Source organism: Roseicella sp. DB1501, from assembly GCF_013112485.1.
In the GTDB taxonomy this organism is placed as follows: Bacteria; Pseudomonadota; Alphaproteobacteria; order Acetobacterales; family Acetobacteraceae; genus Paracraurococcus.
Genome location: NZ_JABFHG010000010.1, coordinates 95,732 through 119,992 on the forward strand (window position 1 = coordinate 95,732; position 24,261 = coordinate 119,992).

Sequence of the window (24,261 nt, forward strand, 5' to 3'; positions counted from 1 at the left end):
TTCTCTCGACGTCGCCCGGGATCAGACCGCCACGCTGTGCCGCCCGGCGCCCGTGCCGAGATAGGCGTCGAAGCAGGCGGCGACGTGCCGGACATGGCGCCGCCCGGCGGCGGTGACGCGCAGCAGCTCGGCGGTCAGTTCGATCACCCCATCGCTGGCGAGCGGCGCGAGGGCAGGCCGCACCGCCGCCAGCAGCCCGCCCGGCAGGCCGGTGAGGTCGAGGGCGAAGTCGCACATCACCCGCTCGATGCAGTGCCGCCGCAGCCGGTCCTCCGCCGTCACCGCCAGGCCGCGGCGCACCGGCAGCGTGCCGGCCTCCACCGCCGCCACCCAGCGGCGCTCGTTCGGCTCGTTCTGGGCATAGCCCGCCTCGGCGATGCTGCCGATGGCCGAGGCGCCGAGGCCGAGCAGCACCGGCGCGGCATCCGTGGTGTAGCCCTGGAAGTTGCGGTGCAGCCGGCCCTCGCGCGCGGCGGCCGCCATCGGGTCGCCGGGCCGGGCGAAATGGTCGAGGCCGATCGCCTGGTAGCCGGCCGCCACCAGCGCCTGCTCGGCCGCCTCGGCCTGCAGCAGCCGCTCCAGCGCGCCCGGCAGGGCATCGGCGTGGATGGCGTTCTGGTGCGGCTTCATCCAGGGGACATGCGCATAGCCGAAGACCGCGACCCGATCGGCCCCGAGCCCGGCGGCGAAGCGCGCCGTGGCGGCGACCTGCGCCGCGCCCTGCCCCGGCAGGCCGTACATCAGGTCGAGGTTGACGCCGCGGATGCCGGCCGCCCGCAGCCAGGCGACGCTGCGCTCGACCACCGCCGCGGGCTGCGGGCGGCCGATCCGGCGCTGCACCGCCGGGTCGATGTCCTGCACGCCGAGGGAGGCCCGCGTGATGCCGCCCTCGGCGAGCGCCGCGACGATCGCCTCGTCCAGCACCCGCGGGTCGAGCTCGATGGCGAGCTCGGCATCGGGCCGGAGCGGGAAGCGGCGGCGCAGCTCGGCGAGCAGGGCGCGCAGGCCGGCCGCGCCGAGGATGCTCGGCGTGCCGCCGCCGAGATGCAGGGCGGCGAGGCCGGCATGGGCGGGCAGCGCGGCGGCGAGCAGCCCGGCTTCCCGTTGCAGGGCGGCACCATAGCGCTCGATGCGGGCCGGATTGCGGGTGACGGCGGTGTGGCAGCCGCAATACCAGCAGAGCGCCCGGCAGAAGGGGACGTGCAGGTAGAGGCTGAGCGTGTCCTGCGGCCGGATGCCCGCCAGCCAGCCGCGGTACTCCGCCTCGTCCAGAGGTCCGAAGTGCGGCGCCGTGGGATAGGAAGTGTAGCGCGGGAGTCTCGCCAGCGCATAGCCGACGGGGATGGGCCTGCTCATGCCGCCATCCTCGGCCAGCGGCGGGGTGCGCGCCTTGCGGCGGATCAAAGGGCGGCCGTCATCGCGACGGCAGATGCACCGCCAGCCAGAGCGTCTCCCGCGCCGGATCGGTCCAGGCGACGCGGTGCCGGCAGTGGGCGGGGATCACCGCCCAGTCGCCGGGCGCCAGCGCCCGCTCGCTGCCATCGGCGAAGCCGAGCCGTGCCGCGCCGGCCAGCAGCAGCACGAACTCGTCCCCCGCCTGGTCGTACCACTGGCCGGGCGGGCCGGCCTGGGCGAGGGAGGCGATGCGCTCCACCCGCGCGCCGCCGCTGGCGAGCAGCTCGGTGAAGGTCTCGCCGCCGGTCGCCGGGGCGGCTGGCCCCTCGCCAATCCGGCCGAAGCGGGGCTGGGTCAGAACGCCCCCTCCGCGAAGGCGGGCGCCACAGGCGCGGCGCAGAGCCCGGAGGCTTCCAGCACCGCCGCGGCGCGAAACAGCAGCGCCTCCTCGAAGGGCCGGCCGATGAGCTGCACGCCGATCGGCAGCGCGCCCTCGGCCCGCGGCACCGGGGCGGCGATCACCGGCAGGCCGATGCCGCTGACCGGCTGGGTGAAGAGGCCCATCGAGGGCCGCAGCGGCAGGGTCGCGCCGTCCAGTTCCAGCACCTCCTGGCCGATCGGCGTGGCGGCCACCGGCGTCGCCGGGGCGAGCAGGATGTCCCAGTCCCGCTGCAGGGCCCGCATCGAGTCGCGCGCCAGCGCCCGCACCCGCTGCGCCTGGCCGATCCAGGCCGCCGGCAGCAGCGCGCCGGCCAGCAGCCGGTCCTGGATCAGCGGCTCATATTCCTCGAGCCGGGTGCGGAGCGTCGGCAGGTGCAGCGCGCCGCCCTCGGCCGAGGTGATGAGGAAGGCGGCGGCGCGCGAGGCTTCCGCCATCGTCCACTCCACCGTCGCCGTCGCGCCGAGCGCCCGCGCCACCGTGGCGACGGCGTCGCGCGCCGCCACCGATTGCTGCCGCGCGAACCAGCCGCCGAGCACGGCGATGCGCAGGCCCCCGATGCCGGCGCCGAGGCCGGGCAGCACCGGGGCCGGCGGCTCGGCCGCCTGCGCCGGGTCCTCGGGATCGAGGCCCTGCAGCGCGTCGTAGCCGGTGGCGAGGTCGGCGACGCTGCGGGCGAAGGGCCCGACATGGTCAAGGGAATGGACGAAGGGGAAGGCGCCCTGCCGGGAGAGCCGGCCATAGCTCGGCTTCACCCCCCAGATGCCGTTCAGGGAGGCGGGGACGCGGATCGAGCCATTGGTGTCGGTGCCGAGGCTGAGCGGCACCAGCCCGGCGGCGACGGCCGCCCCCGAGCCGCCGGAGGAGCCGCCGGCGATGCGGCCCAGCGGGTGGTCCATGTCGTGCGGGTTCCGCACCGGCCCGTCATGGCTGTTCTCGGTGGTGAAGCCATAGGCGAACTCGTCCATGTTCAGCGCGCCGAGGCAGATCGCCCCGGCCGCCTCCCATCGCCGGACCAGGAAGGCATCGCGCGCCGCGGGCGGCGCCGTCCGCCGGATGCGGCTGCCGGCGAGCGCCGGGAGGCCGGCGAGGTCGAACAGGTTCTTCGCGGCGAAGGGCACCCCGGACAGAGGGCCGACCGTCTCGCCCGCGGCGATGCGTCGATCGAGGGCAGCGGCGGCGGCCATTGCCCGGTCGGCGAGCAGGGCGGTGAAGGCGTTCACCGAAGGGCCGCGGGCCTCGATTCGGGCGAGCGCCGCCTCCGTCACCGCCCGCGCCGTGGTCTCGCCGCTGCGGATGCGGACGGCGAGGGCGAGGGCTGGACCAGTGGAGGGGCCGATGGGGGGGTTGCTCACGGCCGGTAGACCGGCGCCGGTTCGGCGGTCTCGTCGAGCGGGAGCGTGAGGGCTGGGGCGCCGATCCGCGCCACCAGCGCCAGCGCCGCCGCCACCCGCGCCTGGCGCTCGGCGTCGAGCCGCAACCCTACCGCGGGGGTGACCGCGGCGACATGCGCGGCCGGGTCGAAGCGATCGGGATCCAGCATGCAGGCCTCCATCGATGTCCCGGCAAAGCCATGCCGGTTTCATGCCGGCCCCCTCTGGCGCACATCTCGCGCATCCGTGAATCTCCGTGATGGCGCCGATCGGGTGTCGGGGCGTTTCGCGCCGGACATGGCTACGGGGGACACTATGGCAGCACGACGCGGCAGCAAGCCGAAAGCAGCGGCGCCTGCGGCGACATCCGTGACGGCGCCCGCGCCGTCACCTGCGGCAGCGCCCATGACGGCACCCGCGGCGACAGCCGAGGCGGTGCCCGCGCCGAAACCCGCCGCGACGCCCACGCCGGCGCCTGCCGCGGCGCCTGCGTCATCTCCTGCCGCGGCGCCTGCGTCATCTCCTGCCGCGGCGCCTGCGCCGACGCCCGTGGCCGGGCCGCCCGCGCCCCGCATCTATCTGCTGCATCCCCTCCTGGTGGGCGCACTGCCCAGGTGGGATGGGGCCTTCGCGCGCGCGGCGGAGCTCGGCTTCGATACGGCGCTGATCGCCCCGCCCTTCGCCGCCGGCCCCACCGGGAACATCTTCCACCTGGCCGATCCGGGCGCGCCGCATCCCATCCTCGAGGCCAGCGGCGACGCGACCGCGACCCTCGCCGAGCTTGCCGCCAAGGCGAAGGCCGCCGGCCTGGCCCTCTATCTCGACATCGTGCTCGACCGCGTCGCCGCCGAGGGCGCCATGCGCGCCGAGCACCGCGCCTGGTTCGAGGGAGATGGCCCGTCCGGCCTGCCCGACCCGCGGCATGCCCCGCCCGAGCAGGGCACCGTGCGCCCGCGCTGGGAGGATCCGGCCGTCGCCGAGGCGCTCGGCGGCTGGTGGGAGGAGCGGCTTCGCGGCTTCGCCGAGGCCGGCATCGTCGGCTTTCGCTGCAACGCCCCGCACCAGGTCCCCGTCGCGCTGTGGCGGCGGCTGACGGCCGCCCTGCCGCAATGCCGCTTCCTCGCCTGGACGGCCGGCGTGCCGGCCGGCGCGCTGGCGCCGCTCGCCGAGGCCGGCTTCGCCGCCGTCTTCGACAGCCTGGGCTGGTGGGACCTGAAGGGCGGCTGGCTGACCGAGGAGGCCGCGCGCCTCGCCGCCATCGCGCCGGTGATCGCCACGGTGGAGCCCCCCTTCGGCCCGCGCCTCGCCGCCCGCAACGCGGATAGCTGGAGCGCCGAGCGGGAGGCGCAGCGCCAGCTTCGCCTCGCCTGCGGCATCGGCAGCGGCATCCTGGTGCCGATGGGCTTCGAATACGGCGCCCGCCGGCCGCTCGACCCGGCGCGCGACCGGCCCGGGGACTGGGACTGGCTGCGCGACCATGCCGGCTTCGACCTCTCGGCCGAGCTGCGCGCGGCGAATGCCATGCTGTCCGACCGCGTGATGACGCAGGCGGAGCTGCGGCCCCTCGCCGGCCCCGGCGGCCCGGTCGTGGCGCTGTTGCGCGCGGCCACGCCGGATGTGCGCGAGGCCCAGGCGGCGACGCTGGTCCTGGCCAATCCGGATTTGCACAACGGCGCCAGCGTCGCGCTCACCACGCTGCTGCCCGGCGCCGGCGCCGCCTTCGCCCGCTTCCGCCCGGTCTCGCCGGCGACGGCCGGGCTGCTGGCGCCCGGCGCGACGGTGCAGCTCGGCGCCGGCGAGGTGCGGCTCTATGCCGCGGAGCCGCCGCGGCCGATCCTCACCGCCGCCGCGGCCACGCCGGCGCCGGATGTCGCGGCCGCCGCGGCGGCGCCGCGCATCGGCATCGAGGCGGTGACGCCGGCGGTCGATGGCGGGCGCTTCCCGGTCAAGCGCACGGTCGGCGAGGTGGTCGAGGTCACCTGCGACCTGATCTGCGACGGCCATGACAAGCTCGGCGCCGTCCTGCTCTGGCGCGCCGTCGACGAGACGGCCTGGTCCGAGACCCGCATGGTGCCGCTCGGCAACGACCGCTGGATGGCGCGCTTCCCGCTGGAGCGGATGGGGCGCTACCTCTTCGCCGTCGAGACCTGGCGCGACGCCTTCGCCACCTTCCGCGACGAGCTCGAGAAGAAGCACGCGGCCAATGTGCCGATCGGCCTCGAGCTGGAGGAAGGCCGCATCCTGGTGACCAAGGCCGGCAAGCGGGCCGGCGGCGCGCTGACCGGCCTCGCCGAGCGCCTCCAGGGCGCGCCGGACCAGGAGCGGCTGACGCTGCTGATGGCGCCCGAGACGGCGCGCCTCATGGCCGAGGCCGACGACCGCCCCTTCCGCGCCCGCAGCCCCGAGATGCCGCTCGATGCCGAGCGCACCGGCGCGGGCTTCGCCAGCTGGTACGAACTCTTCCCCCGCAGCCAGAGCGGCGAGGCGACGCGGCACGGCACCTTCGACGACGTCATCCGCCGCCTGCCGCATATCCGGGCAATGGGCTTCGACGTGCTGTACTTCCCGCCCATCCACCCGATCGGCCGGGCTTTCCGCAAGGGGCGCAACAACACGCTGACGCCGGGGCCGGACGACCCCGGCAGCCCCTATGCCATCGGCTCGGAGGAGGGCGGGCACGACGCCATCCATCCGCAGCTCGGCACGCTGGAGGATTTCCGCCGCCTGGTCGCGGCGGCGAAGGAGCACGGGCTCGAGCTGGCGCTCGACTTCGCCATCCAGTGCAGCCCGGACCATCCCTGGCTGCAGCAGCACCGCGAGTGGTTCGACTGGCGGCCGGACGGCTCGCTCCGCTACGCCGAGAATCCGCCGAAGAAGTACCAGGACATCGTCAACGTCGATTTCTACAACGAGGGTTCCGTTCCCTCGCTCTGGACGGCGCTGCGCGACGTGGTGCGCTTCTGGGTGGATCAGGGCGTGCGGCTGTTCCGCGTGGACAACCCGCACACCAAGCCCTTCCCCTTCTGGGAATGGCTGATCGCCGATATCCGCGCGCAATGCCCGGATGCGGTGTTCCTGGCCGAGGCCTTCACCCGGCCGAAGGTGATGAACCGGCTGGCCAAGGTCGGCTTCAGCCAGTCCTACACCTACTTCACCTGGCGCAACACCAAGCCGGAGATCCAGGAATACCTGACCGAGTTGACGACGACGGCGCAGCGCGACTTCTTCCGCCCGCATTTCTTCGTCAACACGCCCGACATCAACCCGCCCTTCCTGCAGACCGGCGGCCGCGGCGGCCATCTCATCCGCGCCTTCCTGGCGACCACCCTCTCCGGTCTCTGGGGCATGTATCAGGGCTTCGAGCTCTGCGAGGCGACGCCGTTGCCGGGGCGGGAGGAGTACCTGGATTCGGAGAAGTACGAGATCCGCGTCTGGCCGGACCGGCGGCCTGGCGACATCGTGGACGAGATCACCCGCCTGAACATGATCCGCCGCGCCAACCCCGCGTTGCAGACCCATCTGGGCATCGCCTTCCACAACGCCTTCAATGAACAGGTCCTGTGGTACCGGAAGGCCACCGCGGACCGGAGCAACGTGGTGCTGTGCGCCGTCAGCCTCGACCCGCACAACGTCCAGGAGGCGGCGGTCGAGCTGCCGCTCTGGGAATGGGGGCTGCCGGATCATGCGGCGCTGGAGGCGGAGGATTTGATGACGGGTTGGCAGTTCACCTGGCACGGCAAAGTGCAGCGGCTTCGGCTCGATCCCGGCGGCCTGCCCTTCGGGATCTGGCGGGTGCGACCGGCGGGGGGCCTGTGATGTCCCGTCGCAGCGATGACGGGCGGGATCTCAGCCCCTCCATGTCCGAACTGCGCGCGGCCGCCCAGCCGGCCGCCGCGCCGCCGCGCCGCGGGCCGGGCTCGGCGTCGCGGGCCACGACGCATCCGCGCGACCCGCTCTGGTACCGCGACGCGGTCATCTACCAGCTGCACGTGAAGAGCTTCTTCGACGCCAACGACGACGGCGTCGGCGATTTCGCCGGCCTGCTGCAGAAGCTCGACTACATCGCCGAGCTCGGCGTCGACACGCTCTGGCTGCTGCCCTTCTATCCGAGCCCGCTGCGCGACGACGGCTACGACATCGCCGACTATCGCGGGGTGAACCCGAGCTACGGCACGCTGCAGGATGCCCGCCGCTTCGTGCGGGAGGCGCATGCCCGCGGCCTCAAGGTCATCACCGAGCTGGTCATCAACCACACCAGCGACCAGCATCCCTGGTTCCAGCGCGCCCGCAACGCGCCGCCCGGCTCCCTGCACCGCAACTACTACGTCTGGTCGGACACGGACCAGAAATACGACGGCACGCGCATCATCTTCCTCGACACCGAGAAGTCCAACTGGACCTTCGATTCGGTGGCCGGGCAGTATTTCTGGCACCGCTTCTACAGCCACCAGCCGGACCTGAATTTCGAGAATCCGCGCGTCCTGTCGGAAGTGCTGAACGTGATGCGCTTCTGGCTCGATATCGGCATCGACGGGCTGCGGCTCGACGCCGTGCCCTATCTGCGCGAGCGCGAGGGCACGAACAACGAGAACCTGCCGGAGACGCATGAGGTGCTGCGGCTGATCCGCAGCAAGCTCGACCAGGGCTTCCAGGGCCGCATGCTGCTCGCCGAGGCCAACCAGTGGCCGGAGGACACGCAGCAATATTTCGGCAACGGCGACGAATGCCAGATGGCCTTCCACTTCCCGCTGATGCCCCGGATGTACATGGGCATCGCGCAGGAGGATCGCTTCCCGATCACCGACATCCTGCGGCAGACCCCCGACATCCCGGATGGCTGCCAGTGGGCGATCTTCCTGCGCAACCATGACGAGCTGACGCTCGAGATGGTCACCGACCGGGAGCGGGACTATCTTTGGAACACCTATGCCGCCGACAAGCGGGCGCGCATCAATCTCGGCATCCGCCGCCGGCTCGCGCCGCTGCTCGAGCGCGACCGCCGCCGCATCGAGCTGATGAACGGCCTGCTGCTCTCCATGCCCGGCACGCCGGTGATCTATTACGGCGACGAGATCGGCATGGGCGACAACATCTTCCTGCGCGACCGTGACGGCGTGCGCACGCCGATGCAGTGGTCGCCCGACCGCAATGGCGGCTTCTCGAAGGCCGATCCGGCGGCGCTGGTCCTGCCGGTGCTGCAGGACCCGCTCTACGGCTACCAGGCGGTGAATGTCGAGACGCAGTCGCGCGACCCGCACAGCCTGCTGAACTGGATGCGCCGCATGCTGGCGGTGCGCAAGCGCAGCCGCGCCTTCGGCCGCGGCAGCATGCGGCTGCTCTATCCGGCGAACCGCAAGGTGCTGGCCTATCTGCGGGAATACGACGGCGACACCATCCTCTGCGTCTTCAACCTCTCCCGCTCGGCGCAGGCGGTAGAGCTCGACCTCTCCGCCTGCAGCGGGCAGGTGCCGGTGGAGATGCTGGGTGGCACGAGCTTCCCGCCGATCGGCCAGCTTCCTTACCTGCTGACCCTGCAGCCCTATGGCTTCTACTGGTTCGTCCTTGCCACCGAGAAGGCGCTGCCGCCCTGGCACGCCCCCTCGCCCGAGCCGTTGCCTGACCTCCGAACCCTTGTCCTGAAGGCCGACGTGAAGGAACTCCTTGGCGACGCCGTTCGCGGCGAGATCGAGCGGGACATCCTGCCCGCCTACCTCCCGAAGCGGCGCTGGTTCGCCGCCAAGGGCGAGACGCTGGAAGGCGTCCGCCTGACCGCCATCGCCGCCCTGCCCGAGGCGAAGGGCGCGGTGGTCATGGCCGAGGTCGAGGCCAGGCTGCCGGGCCGGGTCGAGCGCTACGCGCTGCCGCTCGGCGGCGTCGAGGACACCGACGGCATCGGACCGCTGCCGGCGCAGCTCGCCCTCACGCGGCTGCGGCAGGGTCGGCGGGTCGGCTTCCTGACCGACGCCTTCGCCGACAACCGGCTCCCGCCCTCCATCCTGCAGGCGCTGCGCGATGGCCCGGTGCTGAAGACCGATGACGGCGAGATCCACTTCCGGTCCACCTCGCGCCTCGCCGAGCTGACCCTGCCGGAAGCGCCGGAGATCCGCCGGCTCTCGGCCGAGCAGTCCAACTCCTCGCTCATCTACGGCGAGCAGGTGGTGCTGAAGATCATCCGGCGCATCAATCCGGGCATCCATCCGGAAGCCGAGATGACGCGCTACCTGACCGAGGCAGGCTTCGCCAATACGGCGCCGCTGCTCGGCGAGGTGGTTCGCATCGCGCCGGATGGCACGCCGAACACGCTGATGCTGGCCCAGGGCTTCGTCCGCAACCAGGGCGATGGCTGGGCCTGGACGCTCGACTGGCTTGGCCGGGCCGTGGATGAGGCGGCGCTGACCGAAACGCCGCCGGAGGATCCCTTCGCCGGCTATCTGGCCTTCGCCGGCGCGCTCGGCCGCCGGCTGGGCGAGCTGCACGCGGCCCTGGCGCAGCCGACCGACCAGCCGGCCTTCGCACCGGAGACGGCGACGGAGCAGGACCGCGAGGGTTGGGCGAAGGGGGCGCTGGAACAGCTTGATCCGGCGCTCGAGCTGCTGCGCTCGCGCGAGCTGCCGGAGGATATCGCCCCGCTCGCCGAGCGGCTGCTGGCGCGGGCCGATGCGCTGCGCGCGGCGACGCACCGGCTGGCGCAATCGGCGGCGGGCGCGCTGAAGACGCGTGTGCATGGCGACTTCCACCTGGGCCAGGTGCTGGTGGCGCAGGGCGATGCCGTCATCGTCGACTTCGAGGGCGAGCCGGCGCGGCCGCTCTCCGAGCGACGCGCCAAGGGCAGCCCGCTGCGCGACGTCGCCGGCCTGCTGCGCAGCTTCGACTACGTGGCGCATGTGGCGAACTCGACGGAGGGCTCGGGCGCCTCGGCCGCCGCGCCCACCGAGCGGCGCACGGCGCTGATCGCCCGCTGGCAGCAGCAATCCGAGCACGCCTTCCTCGAGGCCTATCACGCGGCGGAGGCCGCCGCGCCCAATCCCTGGGTGCCAGCGGACGCCGAGGCTGCCCTGCTCGATCTCTTCCTGATCGAGAAGGCGGCGTACGAAATCCGCTACGAGGCGGCGAACCGTCCGGCCTGGATCGGTGTGCCGCTGCGTGGCCTTGCCTCCCTGGCGGAGCGGATCACTGCATGAATCAGTCCTATGACGCGCTGGCCGCGGGTCGCCACGGCGACCCGTTCTCCCTCCTCGGTCCGCATGATGGCGAGGTGCGCAGCTTCCAGCCCGGGGCGCGCAGCGTCGTGGTGCTGGCGCGCGACGGCGGCGAGGAGATCGGCCGGCTCGAGAAGGTGCATCCGGCCGGCCTCTTCTCCGGCCGGGTGTCGCGCCAGGTGCCCTATCGCTTGCGGATCGAGTGGCCGGGGCTGACGCAGGAGACCGAGGACCCCTATGCCTTCGGCCTGCTCCTCGGGGCGCTCGACCTGCATCTCTTCGGCGAGGGCCGGCATTTCGAACTGGCCAAGGTGTTCGGCGCACAGGCGATGGAGGTGGAGGGGGTGCCCGGCGTGCGCTTCGCGCTCTGGGCGCCGAATGCGCGCCGCGTCTCGGTCGTCGGCGACTTCAACGGCTGGGACGGGCGGCGCCACCCGATGCGGCTGCGGCCGGAAGCGGGCGTGTGGGAGCTGTTCATCCCGCGCCTGCAGCCCGGGGCCGTCTACAAGTACGAGCTGGTCGGGCCGGACGGGGCGCTGCTGCCGCTGAAGGCCGACCCGATCGCCCAGGCAACGGAATTGCCGCCCGCCACCGCCTCCCGCGTCCTCGATCCAGCGCCTTTCGCCTGGACGGACGAGGCCTGGATGGCGCGGCGTGGCGCGGCGCAGGCGCCGGGCGCGCCGATCTCGATCTACGAGGTGCATGCCGGCTCCTGGTGGCGCGACGCGGATGGCGAATCGCTCGACTGGGACCGGCTGGCCGACCGGTTGCTGCCCTATGTGCAGGGCATGGGCTTCACCCATCTCGAATTCCTGCCCATCATGGAGCACCCCTTCGGCGGCTCCTGGGGCTACCAGCCGCTCTCCATGTTCGCGCCCAGCGCCCGGTTCGGCCCGCCCACAGGCTTCGCCCGGTTCGTCGACCGCGCCCATGCCGCCGGCATCGGCGTCATCCTCGACTGGGTGCCGGCGCATTTCCCGACCGATGCGCATGGCCTCTACCGCTTCGACGGCACCGCGCTCTACGAGCATGCCGACCCGCGCGAGGGCTTCCACCGCGACTGGAACACGGCGATCTACAATTTCGGCCGCAACGAGGTGCGCGGCTTCCTGCTCGCCAGCGCGATGCATTGGCTGGAGCACTACCATGTGGACGGGCTGCGCGTGGATGCCGTGGCCTCCATGCTCTACCGCGACTACTCCCGCCCGGCTGGCGAGTGGATCCCGAACCGCTTTGGCGGGCGGGAGAATCTCGAGGCCGTCGCCTTCCTGCAGGAGATGAACGCCGTCGTCGCGGAACGCTGCCCTGGCGCCGTCACCATCGCCGAGGAGAGCACCGCCTGGCCCGGCGTGACCCGGCCGACCGGCGAAGGTGGCCTCGGCTTCGACTACAAATGGAACATGGGCTGGATGCACGATTCGCTCCACTACATCGAGCAGGATCCCGTGCACCGGCAGTACCACCACGACAGCATGACCTTCGGCCTGGTCTATGCCTGGAGCGAGAAGTTCATCCTGCCCCTCAGCCATGACGAGGTGGTCTACGGGAAGGGCTCGCTCTTCGGGAAGATGCCGGGCGACACCTGGCAGAAGCTCGCCAATCTCCGCGCCTATCTGAGCTTCATGTGGACGCATCCCGGCAAGAAGCTGCTCTTCATGGGCGGCGAGATCGCCCAGCCGGCCGAGTGGAACCACGATGCCAGCATCGCCTGGCCGCTGCTCGATGATGCCGGGCATCGCGGCATCCAGCGCCTGGTGAGCGACCTCAACGCCGCCTATCGCGCGATGCCGGCGCTGCACCGCCTGGATGCCTCGCCGGAGGGCTTCCGCTGGGTGGTCGGCGACGACCGGGCGCAGAGCGTCTTCGCCTATCTGCGCTTCGGCGGCGCGGATGATCCGCCGGCCCTCGTCGTCTGCAACATGACACCGTTGCCGCGCCACGACTACCGGATCGGCGTTCCCCGCGGCGGCGCCTGGCACGAGATGTTGAACTCTGACGGTGCCGCCTATGGCGGGACCAACAGCGGCAACGGTGGTTGGATCACGGCCGAGGCGATCCCGGCGCACGGCTACGGCGAAAGCCTCAACCTGTTCCTGCCGCCGCTCGCCGTTCTTGTCCTCGTGCCGCAGGGCGGCAGCTAGAGCAGATCCCGTTCGAATGGAAACACTCGAACAGGTGAAGATGCTCTGAAAACAACAGGCTAGAGCATTTGCCGTGAACGCAGGTGAACGGAAAATGCTCTAGCGCCTGACCTTGCCCTTCCGGGCCGCAGGCCTGGGACGGCAGGGCGGGTCGGGGCATGGAACGTCCAGCCCGAAGGGATAGTATGCCGCCCATTCCGAACAGCTTGCATCCCGGCCGGCCCGACCCGCTGGGGGCGAACTGGGACGGGCTCGGGGTCAATTTCGCCGTCTTCTCGGCGAATGCCGAGCGGATCGATCTCTGCCTCTTCGATCCCTCCGGGCGGCGGGAAATTGCCCGCCTGCCCTTGCCGGAATGCACCGATGAGGTCTGGCACGGCTACCTGCCCGAGGCGCGGCCCGGGCAGATCTACGGCTACCGCGCCTATGGTCCCTACGAGCCGCGCCGGGGCCACCGTTTCAACCCGCACAAGCTGCTGCTCGACCCCTATGCGAAGCAGCTGCATGGCGATTTGCGCTGGTCGGACGTGCTACTCGGCTACCGGCCAGGCGGCGGCCGCACCGACCTGTCCTTCGACCGGCGCGACAGCGCCCCGGCCATGCCGAAATGCGTGGTGGTCGATGACAGCTTCGCCTGGGGCGACGACCGCAATCCCTGCGTGCCCTGGGACCGCACCGTCATCTACGAGGCGCATGTCCGCGGCCTGACCATGCGGCGGGAGGATATCGCGCCGCGCGAGCGCGGCACCTTCCGGGCGCTGGCCGATCCGCGGGTGATCGAGCACCTGCAGCGGCTCGGCATCACCAGCATCGAGCTGCTGCCGATCCAAGCCTTCCTGCAGGACCGTTTCCTCGTCGCCAAGGGCCTGCGGAATTACTGGGGCTACTCGACCCTCGCCTTCTTCGCGCCGGAGCCGCGCTACCTGATCGAATCCTGGATGCGCAACGAGTTGAAGGTGGCCGTGCGCCGCCTGCACGGCGCCGGGATCGAGGTCATCATGGACGTGGTCTACAACCACACCTGCGAGGGCAGCGAGCTCGGCCCCACGCTGTGCTGGCGCGGCCTCGACAACGCCTCCTACTACCGGCTGATGCCGGGCGACGAGCGGCACTGCATCAACGACACCGGCACCGGCAACACCGTCAACCTCAGCCATCCGCGCGTGCTGCAGATGGTCATGGACAGCCTGCGCTACTGGGTGACGGAGTACCGCATCGACGGTTTTCGATTCGATCTCGGAACGATTTTGGGCCGCGAGGGCACCGGCTTCGATCCCGGCAGCGGCTTCTTCGACGCGGTGCGTCAGGACCCCGTCCTTTCCCGCGTCAAGCTGATCTCCGAGCCCTGGGATATCGGCCCGGGCGGCTATCAGCTCGGCAACCACCCGCCCGGCTTCGCCGAATGGAACGACCGCTTCCGCGACGGCATCCGCCGCTTCTGGCGCGGCGACCGCGGCATGCGGGCCGAGCTGGCGGCGCGGCTGACCGGCTCGGCCGAGCTCTTCGACCATCGCCGGCGCCGGCCCTGGGCGAGCGTCAACTACGCCGCCTCGCATGACGGCTACACGCTGCTCGACGTCGTCTCCTACGAGCAGAAGCACAACGAGGCGAATGGCGAGGACAACCGGGACGGCCACGGCGAGAACTGCAGCCGCAACTGGGGTGTCGAGGGCGAGACGAAGGACCCGGAGATCCTCGCCGTCCGGCATGCGGTGCTGCGGGCGATGCTGCTGACCGTCTTCGCCTCCGCCGGCACGCCGATGCTCCTCGCCGGCGACGAGATGCTGCGGACCCAAAAGGGCAACAACAACGCCTACAACCAGGACAACGAGACGAATTGGGTGGACTGGGAACGGGCGGCGACGCCGGAGGCGCTGGCGCTGCAGCGCTTTGCCACCCGCCTGATCGGCCTGCGGCGGCGCCTCGCCCCGCTGCGGCCGCCGATCTTCCTGCACGGCGTCACGGAACTCCGGCCCGGCCTGAACGACATTGCATGGTTCGATCAGCACGGAAGAGCCATGACGCCCGAGGCCTGGAACGATCCCGAGGGGCGCACCCTCGCGCTGCGCCGCGCCGCTGCTGCCGAGGATGGCAGCGTCGAGGTGACGCTGCTGCTGCTGAATGCCAACAGCGCCGGGCATGCCTTTGCCCTGCCGGCGCCGCGGCTCGATTGGACCCTGGTGCTGGACAGCGGCCATCCGGAAGCGGAGGAGCGGCCGGTGCTGGATGAGGCCGTCCCTGTCGCGCCGCACGGCGCCGTTCTGCTCGCGGCGCGGCTGCCCGCGGCATGAGCGGCTTCGCGCAGGAAACCGCCTGGGGCGCGACGCTGCTCGCGGATGGCCGGACGCGCTTCCGCCTCTGGGCGCCGGATGCGCCCGAGGTGGCGCTCGAGGTCGAAGGGCAAGCGCCGCAGCCGATGACGGCGCAGGAGGAGGGCTGGCACGAGGCGGTCGCAGCCGTCGGCGCCGGCGCCCGCTACCGCTTCCGGGTCTCGCCCGACCTCGCCGTGCCCGACCCGGCCTCGCGGCTGCAGGCGGGCGACGTGCACGACCCCTCGGTGGTCCTCGACCCCCGCGCCTATGCCTGGCGGCAGCCAGGCTGGACGGGCCGGCCCTGGCACGAGACGGTGCTCTACGAGCTGCATGCCGGCACCATGGGCGGCTTCGCCGGCGTCGAGGCGGCGCTGCCGCGGCTCGCCGAACTCGGCGTCACCGCCATCGAGCTGATGCCGATCAACGCTTTCCCGGGCCAACGGAACTGGGGCTATGACGGCGTGCTGCCCTATGCGCCGGATGCCACGCTTGGCACGCCCGAGGCGCTGAAGTCCCTGATCGACGCCGCGCACGGCCTCGGCCTGATGGTCTTCCTCGACGTCGTCTACAACCATTTCGGCCCGGACGGCGCCTATCTGCACGCCTATGCGAAGACCTTCTTCGACGAGGGCATCCACACTCCCTGGGGCGCCGCGATCGACTTCAAGAAGCCGGCGGTGCGCAGCTTCTTCGAGGACAACGCCCTCTACTGGCTGAACGAGTACCGCTTCGACGGGCTGCGCTTCGACGCGGTGCACGCCATCGCCGAGGAGTCCTGGCTCGACGCGCTCGCCGCCCGCATCCGGCGCGAGATCCCCGACCGGCATGTGCATCTGGTGCTGGAGAACGAGCGCAACGGCGCGCATCACCTGCGCCCCGCCGGCGAATTCGATGCCCAGTGGAACGATGATGGCCACAACATCCTGCACCCGCTGCTGACCGGCGAGCGCGAAGGCTATTACGAGGATTTCGCCGAGGACGGCGCAACCAAGCTGGCCAAGGTGCTGGCCGAGGGCTTCTTCTTCCAAGGGCAGGTGAGCGCCCATCTCGGCGAGAAGCGCGGCGAGCCCTCGGCGCATCTGCCGCCGACCGCCTTCGTGCTCTTCCTGCAGAACCACGACCAGGTGGGGAACCGCGCCTTCGGCGAGCGGCTCACGGCCCTCGCCGAGCCACAGGCGCTGGCGGCGGCGACGGCGCTGCTGCTGCTCTCGCCGCAGATCCCGATGCTATTCATGGGCGAGGAATGGGGCGCCAGCGCGCCCTTCCTCTTCTTCACCGACCACAATGCCGAGCTCGCGCCGCTGGTCACCGCCGGGCGGCGCAAGGAATTCGCCAAGTTTGCCGCCTTCCAGGATCCGGCGCGGCGCGAGCGCATCCCGGACCCCAATGCCGAGCAGACCTTCCGCGACTCCATCCCCGACCCGGGGGAGGCGAGCCGGCCGCCGCATGATGCGGTGCTGGCGCTGCACCGGCGGCTGCTCGCGCTGCGGCGCGAGCGGATCGTCCCGCATTTGCCGGGCGCGCGCGCCCTCGGCGCACAGGCGGTGGGGGAGAAGGCGGTGCTGGCCCGCTGGCGCCTCGGCGATGGCAGCATCCTGACCCTCGCCGTCAATCTCGGCGAGGCGCCGGCTCCCTGCACCTTGCCTGACGGCGCGGGCGGCGAGACGCTGTTCGAGGGTCTTTCCGGGGCCGCCGGCAGGCTTGCCACCGGAACGCTGCTGCCGCGTTGCACGATCGCCCTGCTGTCGCCGCCACCGGCGGCGGGCGGATGACGAAGGGACTGGCATGACCACGGACCAGGAGCTGCGCGACATGGCCGAGGCGGTGGGCATCGCCACCGCCTGGCGTGACGTGCGCGGCGAGGAGAAGCACGTCGCGCCCGAGACTCTGCGCGCCGTGCTCGCCTCCATCGGCGTGCCGCTCGATGCCGGCGAGGCGCAGGCGACGCTCAAGGCGCTGGCCGAGCGCCTGCCGCCGCTGATCACCATGACCATCGGCCCGGACGGCGTGCACATCCCCGGCGCCGCGGTCGGCCAGCGTTTCCGGCTGGAGATCGAGGGCGGTGACCGGGTGGAGGGGCATCTCGAACGCGGCTGGGGCGGCGAGCCGCGCCTGCCCGGCATCTCCACGCCGGGCTACCACCGGCTGCATCTCGACGATGCGCATTGCATCGTCGCCGCGGCGCCGCCGCGTTGCCTGACCCTGGCCGATCTCGGCGCCGCCACGCATGGCGGCAGCCTGCCCTGGGCGTTGGCGGCGCAGATCTATTCCCTGCGCTCGCCGCGCGACATGGGCATCGGCGATTTCGGCGGCGTCGCGGCACTGGCGCATGCCGCCGGGCGCCGCGGCTGCGCCGCCATCGCGGTCAGCCCGGCGCATGCGCTTTTCGCCGCCGATCCGGGGAAATACGGCCCCTACTCCCCCTCCTCGCGCATCTATCTCAACACGCTTTATGCCGATCCGGCGGCGGTCCTCGGCGCCCAGCCGGATGAGTCAGGGCCGAAGGATGCGCTGATCGACTGGCCTGCCGCGGCGCGGCGCAAGCTGGCCCGGCTGCGGCGGCTCTTCGCCGAGGCCAGCGACCATCCGGATTTCGTCGCCTATCGCAGCGAGGCCGGCGCGACGCTCGAGGCGCATGCCCGTTTCGAGGCCTTGCATGCGCATCTGCTGGCGCGGGATCCCGGCCTCTGGCACTGGCGCGACTGGCCGGCCGAATTCGCGGCGCCGGACAGTCCCGGCGTGGTGCGCTTCGCCCGTGACCATGCCGCCGAGATCGCCTTCCACGCCTTCTGCCAGTGGCTGGCAGACGCCTCGCGCGGCGCCGCGCAGCAGGCGGCGCGCGAGGCCGGCATGCCGATCGGCCTCATCGCCGATCTCGCCGTCGGCACGGATGGCGGCGGCAGCCATGCCTGGTCGCGTCAGCGCGCCATCCTGCCGGACGTGACCGTCGGGGCGCCCCCTGACATCTTCTCGCCGCTCGGCCAGGATTGGGGGCTGACCGCCTTCTCGCCGCTCGAGATGACGGCGGGTGGCTTCGGTGCCTATCTCGAGCTGCTCCGCTCCGCCTTCCGCCATGCCGGCGGCGTGCGGGTGGACCATGCCATGGGGCTGCAACGGCTCTGGGTGGTGCCGCGCGGCGCCGGTCCGGCCGAGGGCGCCTATCTGCGCTATCCGATCGACGACCTGCTGCGGCTGCTCGCCCTTGAATCGCATCGCCACCGGGCGATCGTCATCGGCGAGGATCTCGGCACGCTGCCGGAGGGCTTCTACGACCGCATGGAGCAGGCGGGCATCCTCGGGATGCGGGTGCTGTGGTTCGAGCAGGAGACGGATGGCCGTTTCCGGCCGCCGCAGGACTGGTCGCGCAACGCCGCGGCGATGACGACGACGCATGACCTGCCGACCGTGGTCGGCTGGTGGCAGGGCCGCGACATCGGCTGGCGCGCCCGTCTCGGCCTCTTCCCCGATGCCGAGACGGTGGCGGGCGAGGAGCGGCGGCGGGAGGAGGATCGCGCCGCGCTCTGGACCGCCTTCCTCGAGAGCGGCGCGGCGAGCGGCGACCAGCCGGCGGAAGCGGCGGCCACGACGGTGGTCGATGCCGCGCTCGCCCATGTCGGCAGCGCCGCCTGCGCGCTCGCCATCCTGCCGCTCGAGGACGCGCTGGCCCTGCCCGAGCAGCCGAACCTGCCCGGCACGGTGGAGCAGCATCCGAATTGGCGCCGCCGCCTCGCCGGCGATGCCGGCAAGCTGCTCGATGACCCGGCAGTGGCGCAGCGGCTCGACCGCTTCGCGCGCGCCCGCCCGCACGTCCCGCCGCACTGAGCGCGCTGGCGCTTCCACGCGACCTTGTGCCGCGCGACTTTGTGAGGGAGCCGTGACCGCCGCATCGGTGCTTCTCCCTGGCCCCGATCTGATCCTGAATTGACGGAGACCCAAGCGATGGCGAACACGGCGCGCGACACCGGGCCGGCAGGCCCGCGCGCTACCGCACGCCTGCAATTCCACGCCGGCTTCACCCTGGATGACGCCGTGCCGCTGGTACCCTATCTCGCGCAACTCGGCATCAGCCATCTCTACGCCTCGCCGATCCTGAAGGCGCGGCCCGGCTCGACGCATGGCTACGACATCGTCGACCACAACCAGATCAATCCCGAGCTCGGCGGCGAGCCGGCCTTCCGACGCCTCTCGGCGGCGCTGAAGGCGCATGGCCTCGGCCTCGTCATCGACATCGTGCCGAACCATATGGGCGTCGGCGGCTCGGACAATGCCTGGTGGCTCGACGTGCTCGAATGGGGCCGCCAGAGCCCCTATGCCAGCTTCTTCGACATCGACTGGGACCCGCCGGACCGCTCGCTCTCCGGCCGCATGCTCGCGCCCTTCCTCGGCGCCCCCTATGGCGAGGTGCTGGCCTCGGGCGACCTGACCCTGCAATTCGACCGCGCCGACGGGCGCTTTCACGCGCAGTATTTCGAGCACCGCTTCCCGATCGCGCCGCAGCACTACCACCACATCCTGCAGGCGGCGGGCGATCCGCAGCTCGCCGACTTTGCCCTGGAATTCGGCCGGGTCGGGCTGCACCAGCGCGAGCGCGCCCAGGCGCGGGAACAGGCGGCGGCGCTGCGCGGCGCCCTCTCGGCGCGGGCCGAAACCGAGGCGGGCGCGGCGGGCATCGCCACCGCCCTCGCCGCCTTCGACCCGAAGACGGACTCAGGCCGGCAGGCCCTGCACCGGCTGCTGGAGCGGCAGCACTACCGCCTCGCCTGGTGGCGCGCCGCGGCGGACGAGATCAACTGGCGCCGCTTCTTCGACATCACCTCCCTCGCCGGCATGCGGGTGGAACTGCCGGAGGTCTTCGACGCGACGCATGAGCTGATCCTGAAGCTTTATGCCGAGGGGTCGGTGGACGGGCTGCGCATCGACCATGTCGACGGCCTGGCCGATCCGCGCGGCTATTGCCGCAAGCTGCACCGCCGGATGCAGGCGGTGCGGCCGGGCCATCCGCCGCTGATCTGGGTCGAGAAGATCCTCGCCCCCTTCGAGGCGCTGCGCACCGACTGGATGGTGGACGGCACCACCGGCTACGACTTCATGGACGAGGCCTCCGGCGTGCTGCACGACCCGGAGGGCGAGGCGCCGCTCACCGCGCTCTGGACCGAGAGCACCGGCCGGCCCGCCGCCTTCGACGAGGAGGCCCGGCTCGCCAAGCGGCAGATCCTGCGCGACAACCTCGCCTCGGAGTTGAACGGCACCGCCGCCGCGCTGAAGCGGGTGGCGATGCGCGACCTCACCACGCGCGACTTCACCCTGACGGGCCTGCGCCGGACGCTCACCGAGGTGCTGGTGCATTTCCCGGTCTACCGGCTCTACATCACCCAGGGCGGCCGCAGCGCCGAGGACAAGCGCATCCTCGACTGGGCGCTGGCCGGGGCGCGGCGGACGGTGCGGGCGACGGACCGGCCGCTGCTCGAGCTGCTCGATGCCTGGCTCGGCGGCGAGCCGCCGCGCAGCCTGCCGCCGGTGCAGCGGCGCGAGCGCCTCTCGGCGGCGGTGCGGGTGCAGCAGCTCTCCGCCCCGGTCACGGCGAAGAGCATCGAGGACACCGCCTTCTACCGCTACGGCCGGCTGATCTCGCGCAACGAGGTCGGCTCCGATCCGGGCCGCTTCGCGGTGACGCCGGCCGGCTTCCACGCCAGCTCCCGGGCCCGGGCCCGGCACTTCCCCCGCGCCATGCTGGCGACCGCCACGCATGACCACAAGCGCGGCGAGGACGTCCGGGCGCGGCTCGCCGTGCTCTCCGAGCTGCACGAGGAATGGGGCGCCGCGGTGCGCCGCTGGTCGCGGCTGAACGCCTCCCTGCGCAAGGAGCTGCCCGACGGCGCCGCACCGGGGATGAGCGCCCAGCTCATGCTCTACCAGACCCTGGTAGGGGCCTGGCCGCTGGGCCTCGCGCCCGGGGACGAGGCCGGGGTCGGCGCCTTCCTCGAACGGGTCGCCGCCTGGCAGGAGAAGGCGCTGCGCGAGGCCAAGCGCCGCACCGAATGGGCGGTGCCGAATGCCGAGTACGAGGCCGCCTGCCAGGAGTTCATCACCGCCATCATGGCGCCCGAGCGCGCCAGCCACATGCGCGAGGAGATCGCCGGCTTCGCCGCACGCATCGCCCCGGCCGGCGCGATCAACGGCCTCGCTCAGGCCCTGCTCCGCTGCACCGCGCCGGGCGTGCCGGATCTCTATCAGGGCACCGAGTTCTGGGACCTCTCCCTGGTCGACCCCGACAACCGCCGGCCGGTCGACTGGGAGGCCCGGCGCGCCGCGCTGCGGGATGCCGCGGCGCCGGACGCCCTGCTGGAGCACTGGCAGGACGGGCGGGTGAAGCAGGCGGTGATCGCCCGGGCCCTGGCGCTGCGGGCCAGCCGCGCCGCGCTCTTCGCCACCGGCGACTACCAGCCGATCGCCGTCGAGGGCCCCATGGCGCAGCACGTCCTCGCCTTCCTCCGTGGCGCGCGGGACCAGGCGGCGCTCACGGTCGTGATGCGGCTGCCGGCCCGGCCGCTCGGGGATTCGGCGTTGCCGCTGCTGCCGGCGGCGGAATGGCGCGGAACCGATCTGCTTCTGCCGCCTTCATGGCATGCACGGCACTGGCGGGACGCGCTGACCGGGGAGGGACAGCACGCTCGAGGTGACCGCCTGCCCGTCGGGCAGGTGCTCGCCCGCCTCCCAGTGGCGCTGCTGGAGGTGGGATGAGCCGAATCGTCGTCGTCTCCAACCGCGTACCGGTCCCTCAGGGCAATGCCGGGCAGGCAGGTGGGCTGGCGGTTGCGCTCCTCGGGCTGATGCAGCGCCGGGGCGGGCTTTGGTTCGGGTGGAGCGGCGCGGTCACCGACGCCAACGCCCCGCCGGGCCTCACACAGCGGGGTGGCGTCGGCTACGCCACCATCGACCTGACGGAAGCGGAGCATCGCGGCTACTATACGGGTTACAGCAACGGCGTGCTCTGGCCGATGCTGCACGGGCTGCCGCATCTGATGAGCTTCCGCCGGCAGGACCTCGACATCTACCGCAAGGTCAACCGGCGCTTCGCTGACAACCTCGTCCCGCTGCTGCGGCGGGACGACCGCATCTGGGTGCACGACTACCACCTCCTGGCTCTGCCCGGCGCGTTGCGGCAGCGCGGCGTGCTGGGCGCCACCGGCTTCTTCCTGCACGTGCCCTTCCCGGCCCCGGATGCCGCGGCCGTCGCGCCCGGCATCCGCGGCCTGGTGCAGGATGTGCTGCAATCCGACCTGCTCGGCTTCCAGACCGCCGCCGACCGCGACAATTTCGCCGCGACGGCGGTGGGCTTCGCCGGCGCGGCGCGGCTGTCCGAGGATGTGCTCGAGCTCGGCGGGCGGCCGGTGCGGCTCGGGATCTTCCCGGCCGAGATCGCGGCCCCGGAATTCGCCGCCACCGCCGCGGCGCAGGCCGCGTCCGAGCCCTATCAGCTCCTCGCCCGCTCGCTGCGCGGCCAGGCGCTGTTGCTCGGCGTCGACCGGCTCGACCCGACGAAGGGCCTGCCGGAGCGTCTGGAGGCCTTCCGCCGCGTCGTCGCCCGCCGCGCGCCGCGCAGCCTCGCCATGCTGCAGATCGCCGCCCCCTCGCGCGAGGAGGTCATGGCCTATCGCCGCCTGCGGCAGGAGCTCGACAGCGCCGCCGGCGCCATCAACAGCGAGTTCGGCGAGCCGGACTGGGTGCCGCTGCGCCTCCTGGCGCGGCCGCAGACGCGCGATACCGTCGCCGGCTTCATGCGCCAGGCGCGTGTCGGCGTGGTGACGCCGATCCGCGACGGCATGAACCTGGTGGCGAAGGAATACGTCGCCGCGCAGGACCCGGCCGATCCGGGCGTGCTGGTCCTCTCGCGCTTCGCCGGCGCCGCGGCCCAGCTCTCCTCCGCCCTGCTGGTCAACCCGCATGATGCCGAGGGCATGGCGGAGACGATCTGCGCCGCGCTCGACATGCCGCTCGACGAGCGCCGGGCGCGCTGGCGGGAGTGCTGGGAGGCGATCGCCGACGCCTCGCCCGAGGGCTGGGGCGAGGCGTTCCTGCGCGCCCTCTCGCCCGAGGACCTCGCCCGGCTGCCGGTCGCCGGCACGGCCTGACGCGGGGCCGGCCCCGCCTTACCCGGCAAGGCGAGTCATCCCCATGACCTGCCCCGCTCGGTCCAGCCGGTAGCGCCGCCCGGCCCAGGCGATCTCGCGGCCGAAGGCGCTGCCGAGCCAGGCGGCTGCGGCGAGCAGGGCCGGCGCCGGTTGCAGCCAGGCACCCTGGGCGAGCGCCCGCCGCGCCGCCGTCGCGGCCTCGGGCGGCAGGACCGCCGCTGCGACGGCGCCGCGCAGCCGCAGCCGCAGCCCGCCGAGCAGCATCGCCATGCCCAGGGCGGCGAGACCGGAGGGAACCCCGCGCAGGGCCGCGGCAAGGGCCGTCAGCCCGCCCAGCACCGGCAGCAGCGCCGCCACGCCGGCCAGCAGCCAGGCGCGCGGCAGGTGCAGCCGCAGCAACCGGTACTGCCGGCGGCCGAATTCCAGCACGCCCCGCATCCCGAGCGCGACCGGCGCCGGCGGCCGCACGGTGAGCGGGGCGTAGATCAGCAGGCCCCGCTCCTGCGCCGCCCGGGTCAGCACCAGGTCGTCCGACATCGCCCGGTCCCAGAGGCGCGGCAGGTCGAGCGCCTCGAGCGCCGCGCGGCTGATCGCGGTCGCGCCGCCCCAGCAGATATTTGCCGCCGCCAGCCGCGGCAGGGTGGCGATCCCCGCCTCGGTGAGGCAGAGCGCCCGGCTGGCCCAGCCGGCGCCGGCGGCCGGCAGGCTCCAGCGATAGCCGCTGGCGATTGGCGCCTGCCCGGTCAGCACCGGCCGCAGCAGCGCGCGCAGCAGGTCGGGCGGCGGCAGGATGTCGGCATCGAGCGTCACCACCGCCGCATCGGCCGGCCGCAGCGCGCGGAGGGCGGCCAGCAGGTTCTGCACCTTCTGCCCGCGCCCCCGCGCCGGGCCGGCGATGACGAGGCTGGCGCGGCCGGGATGCGCGGCGACGAAGCGCGCCAGGACGGGATGCGCCGGGTCCATCCCGGCCTCCACCGCGAAGGCGACGCGCCAGTCCGGCCAGTCCTGCGCCGCCAGGCCGGCGAGGAAGCCGGGCAGCAGCGGCCCGGCGCCGCGGACCGGCACTAGCACCAGCACAGGGGGCGTCGCCTCGGGCCAGGGCTGCGGCCGGCGCAGCAGGCGCAGGGTCAGCGCGCTCGCCAGGGTCGCCGCCAGCGCCAGCACCAGCCAGGCCGCGACCAGCCCTGCCTCCACCATCCCCATTCGACTCTTCCCCACGGCCCTGCCGCAGCCTGCCCTCCGCCGCCGAGGCTGACGAGGGCCAGGCCGG

At 72.6% G+C, this 24,261-nt stretch carries 13 protein-coding genes; 8 read left to right on the top strand and 5 right to left on the bottom strand.

Translation table 11 applies throughout. The features are described from left to right. Positions 1–21 precede the first annotated feature (21 nt). The 4 genes from hemN to HJG45_RS19350 all read right to left on the bottom strand — a co-directional run bounded on the left by hemN (position 22) and on the right by HJG45_RS19350 (position 3,377). Positions 22–1,356 carry an oxygen-independent coproporphyrinogen III oxidase gene (hemN, locus tag HJG45_RS19335; RefSeq protein WP_171614046.1) on the bottom strand — a complete coding sequence of 445 codons (1,335 nt, stop codon included), beginning with the start codon at positions 1,354–1,356 and terminating at the stop codon, positions 22–24. Between the two features lie 58 nt (positions 1,357–1,414). Beyond that, complete coding sequence (locus tag HJG45_RS19340; protein ID WP_254452641.1) at positions 1,415–1,654, bottom strand: cupin domain-containing protein; 240 nt, start codon at positions 1,652–1,654, stop codon at positions 1,415–1,417. Positions 1,655–1,749: 95 nt separating this feature from the next. After that, a complete protein-coding gene (locus HJG45_RS19345; RefSeq protein ID WP_368040638.1) occupies positions 1,750–3,189 on the bottom strand; it encodes an AtzE family amidohydrolase in 1,440 nt (479 codons plus the stop codon). Next, positions 3,186–3,377 (bottom strand): AtzG-like protein, encoded by a 192-nt coding sequence (locus tag HJG45_RS19350; RefSeq protein ID WP_171614048.1) that lies wholly within the window; start codon positions 3,375–3,377, stop codon positions 3,186–3,188. Before HJG45_RS19350 ends, HJG45_RS19345 begins: the two co-directional genes overlap by 4 nt. A gap of 427 nt (positions 3,378–3,804) precedes the next feature. Between HJG45_RS19350 and HJG45_RS19355 the strand changes: the two genes are divergently transcribed. The 8 genes from HJG45_RS19355 to HJG45_RS19390 all read left to right on the top strand — a co-directional run bounded on the left by HJG45_RS19355 (position 3,805) and on the right by HJG45_RS19390 (position 22,991). After that, positions 3,805–7,023, top strand: coding sequence for a maltotransferase domain-containing protein (locus HJG45_RS19355; protein ID WP_368040639.1), 3,219 nt, complete (start codon positions 3,805–3,807; stop codon positions 7,021–7,023). Next, positions 7,023–10,388 (top strand): maltose alpha-D-glucosyltransferase, encoded by a 3,366-nt coding sequence (treS, locus tag HJG45_RS19360; RefSeq protein WP_254452642.1) that lies wholly within the window; start codon positions 7,023–7,025, stop codon positions 10,386–10,388. Before HJG45_RS19355 ends, treS begins: the two co-directional genes overlap by 1 nt. Next, on the top strand, positions 10,385–12,547 hold the full coding sequence (gene glgB, locus HJG45_RS19365; protein WP_171614051.1) for a 1,4-alpha-glucan branching protein GlgB: 2,163 nt from the start codon (positions 10,385–10,387) through the stop codon (positions 12,545–12,547). Before treS ends, glgB begins: the two co-directional genes overlap by 4 nt. Positions 12,548–12,732: 185 nt before the next feature. After that, a complete protein-coding gene (glgX, locus tag HJG45_RS19370) occupies positions 12,733–14,838 on the top strand; it encodes a glycogen debranching protein GlgX (RefSeq protein WP_171614053.1) in 2,106 nt (701 codons plus the stop codon). Next, on the top strand, positions 14,835–16,631 hold the full coding sequence (gene treZ, locus HJG45_RS19375; RefSeq protein ID WP_171614055.1) for a malto-oligosyltrehalose trehalohydrolase: 1,797 nt from the start codon (positions 14,835–14,837) through the stop codon (positions 16,629–16,631). The genes glgX and treZ overlap by 4 nt, the downstream gene beginning before the upstream one ends. A 13-nt stretch (positions 16,632–16,644) precedes the next feature. After that, positions 16,645–18,681, top strand: a complete 2,037-nt coding sequence (gene malQ, locus HJG45_RS19380) for a 4-alpha-glucanotransferase (protein ID WP_171614057.1) — start codon at positions 16,645–16,647, stop codon at positions 18,679–18,681. Between the two features lie 117 nt (positions 18,682–18,798). Next, the gene (treY, locus tag HJG45_RS19385; protein WP_171614059.1) at positions 18,799–21,600 is read left to right on the top strand and encodes a malto-oligosyltrehalose synthase; all 2,802 of its coding nucleotides are present in this window, start codon (positions 18,799–18,801) and stop codon (positions 21,598–21,600) included. Then, positions 21,597–22,991, top strand: a complete 1,395-nt coding sequence (locus tag HJG45_RS19390) for a trehalose-6-phosphate synthase (protein WP_171614061.1) — start codon at positions 21,597–21,599, stop codon at positions 22,989–22,991. Before treY ends, HJG45_RS19390 begins: the two co-directional genes overlap by 4 nt. A gap of 18 nt (positions 22,992–23,009) precedes the next feature. On the opposite strand, the gene HJG45_RS19395 is transcribed toward HJG45_RS19390, so the two are convergent. Then, complete coding sequence (locus tag HJG45_RS19395) at positions 23,010–24,188, bottom strand: glycosyltransferase (RefSeq protein WP_171614063.1); 1,179 nt, start codon at positions 24,186–24,188, stop codon at positions 23,010–23,012. Positions 24,189–24,261: the final 73 nt, after the last annotated feature.

Excerpts from the sequence above, each read along its gene's own strand:
- hemN (WP_171614046.1), bottom strand. The coding sequence starts at position 1,356 with ATGAGCAGGCCCATCCCCGTCGGCTATGCGCTGGCGAGACTCCCGCGC.
- HJG45_RS19350 (WP_171614048.1), bottom strand. The coding sequence starts at position 3,377 with ATGCTGGATCCCGATCGCTTCGACCCGGCCGCGCATGTCGCCGCGGTC.
- treS (WP_254452642.1), top strand. The coding sequence starts at position 7,023 with ATGTCCCGTCGCAGCGATGACGGGCGGGATCTCAGCCCCTCCATGTCC.
- glgB (WP_171614051.1), top strand. The coding sequence starts at position 10,385 with ATGAATCAGTCCTATGACGCGCTGGCCGCGGGTCGCCACGGCGACCCG.
- glgX (WP_171614053.1), top strand. The coding sequence starts at position 12,733 with ATGCCGCCCATTCCGAACAGCTTGCATCCCGGCCGGCCCGACCCGCTG.
- treZ (WP_171614055.1), top strand. The coding sequence starts at position 14,835 with ATGAGCGGCTTCGCGCAGGAAACCGCCTGGGGCGCGACGCTGCTCGCG.
- malQ (WP_171614057.1), top strand. The coding sequence starts at position 16,645 with ATGACCACGGACCAGGAGCTGCGCGACATGGCCGAGGCGGTGGGCATC.
- treY (WP_171614059.1), top strand. The coding sequence starts at position 18,799 with ATGGCGAACACGGCGCGCGACACCGGGCCGGCAGGCCCGCGCGCTACC.
- HJG45_RS19390 (WP_171614061.1), top strand. The coding sequence starts at position 21,597 with ATGAGCCGAATCGTCGTCGTCTCCAACCGCGTACCGGTCCCTCAGGGC.
- HJG45_RS19395 (WP_171614063.1), bottom strand. The coding sequence starts at position 24,188 with ATGGTGGAGGCAGGGCTGGTCGCGGCCTGGCTGGTGCTGGCGCTGGCG.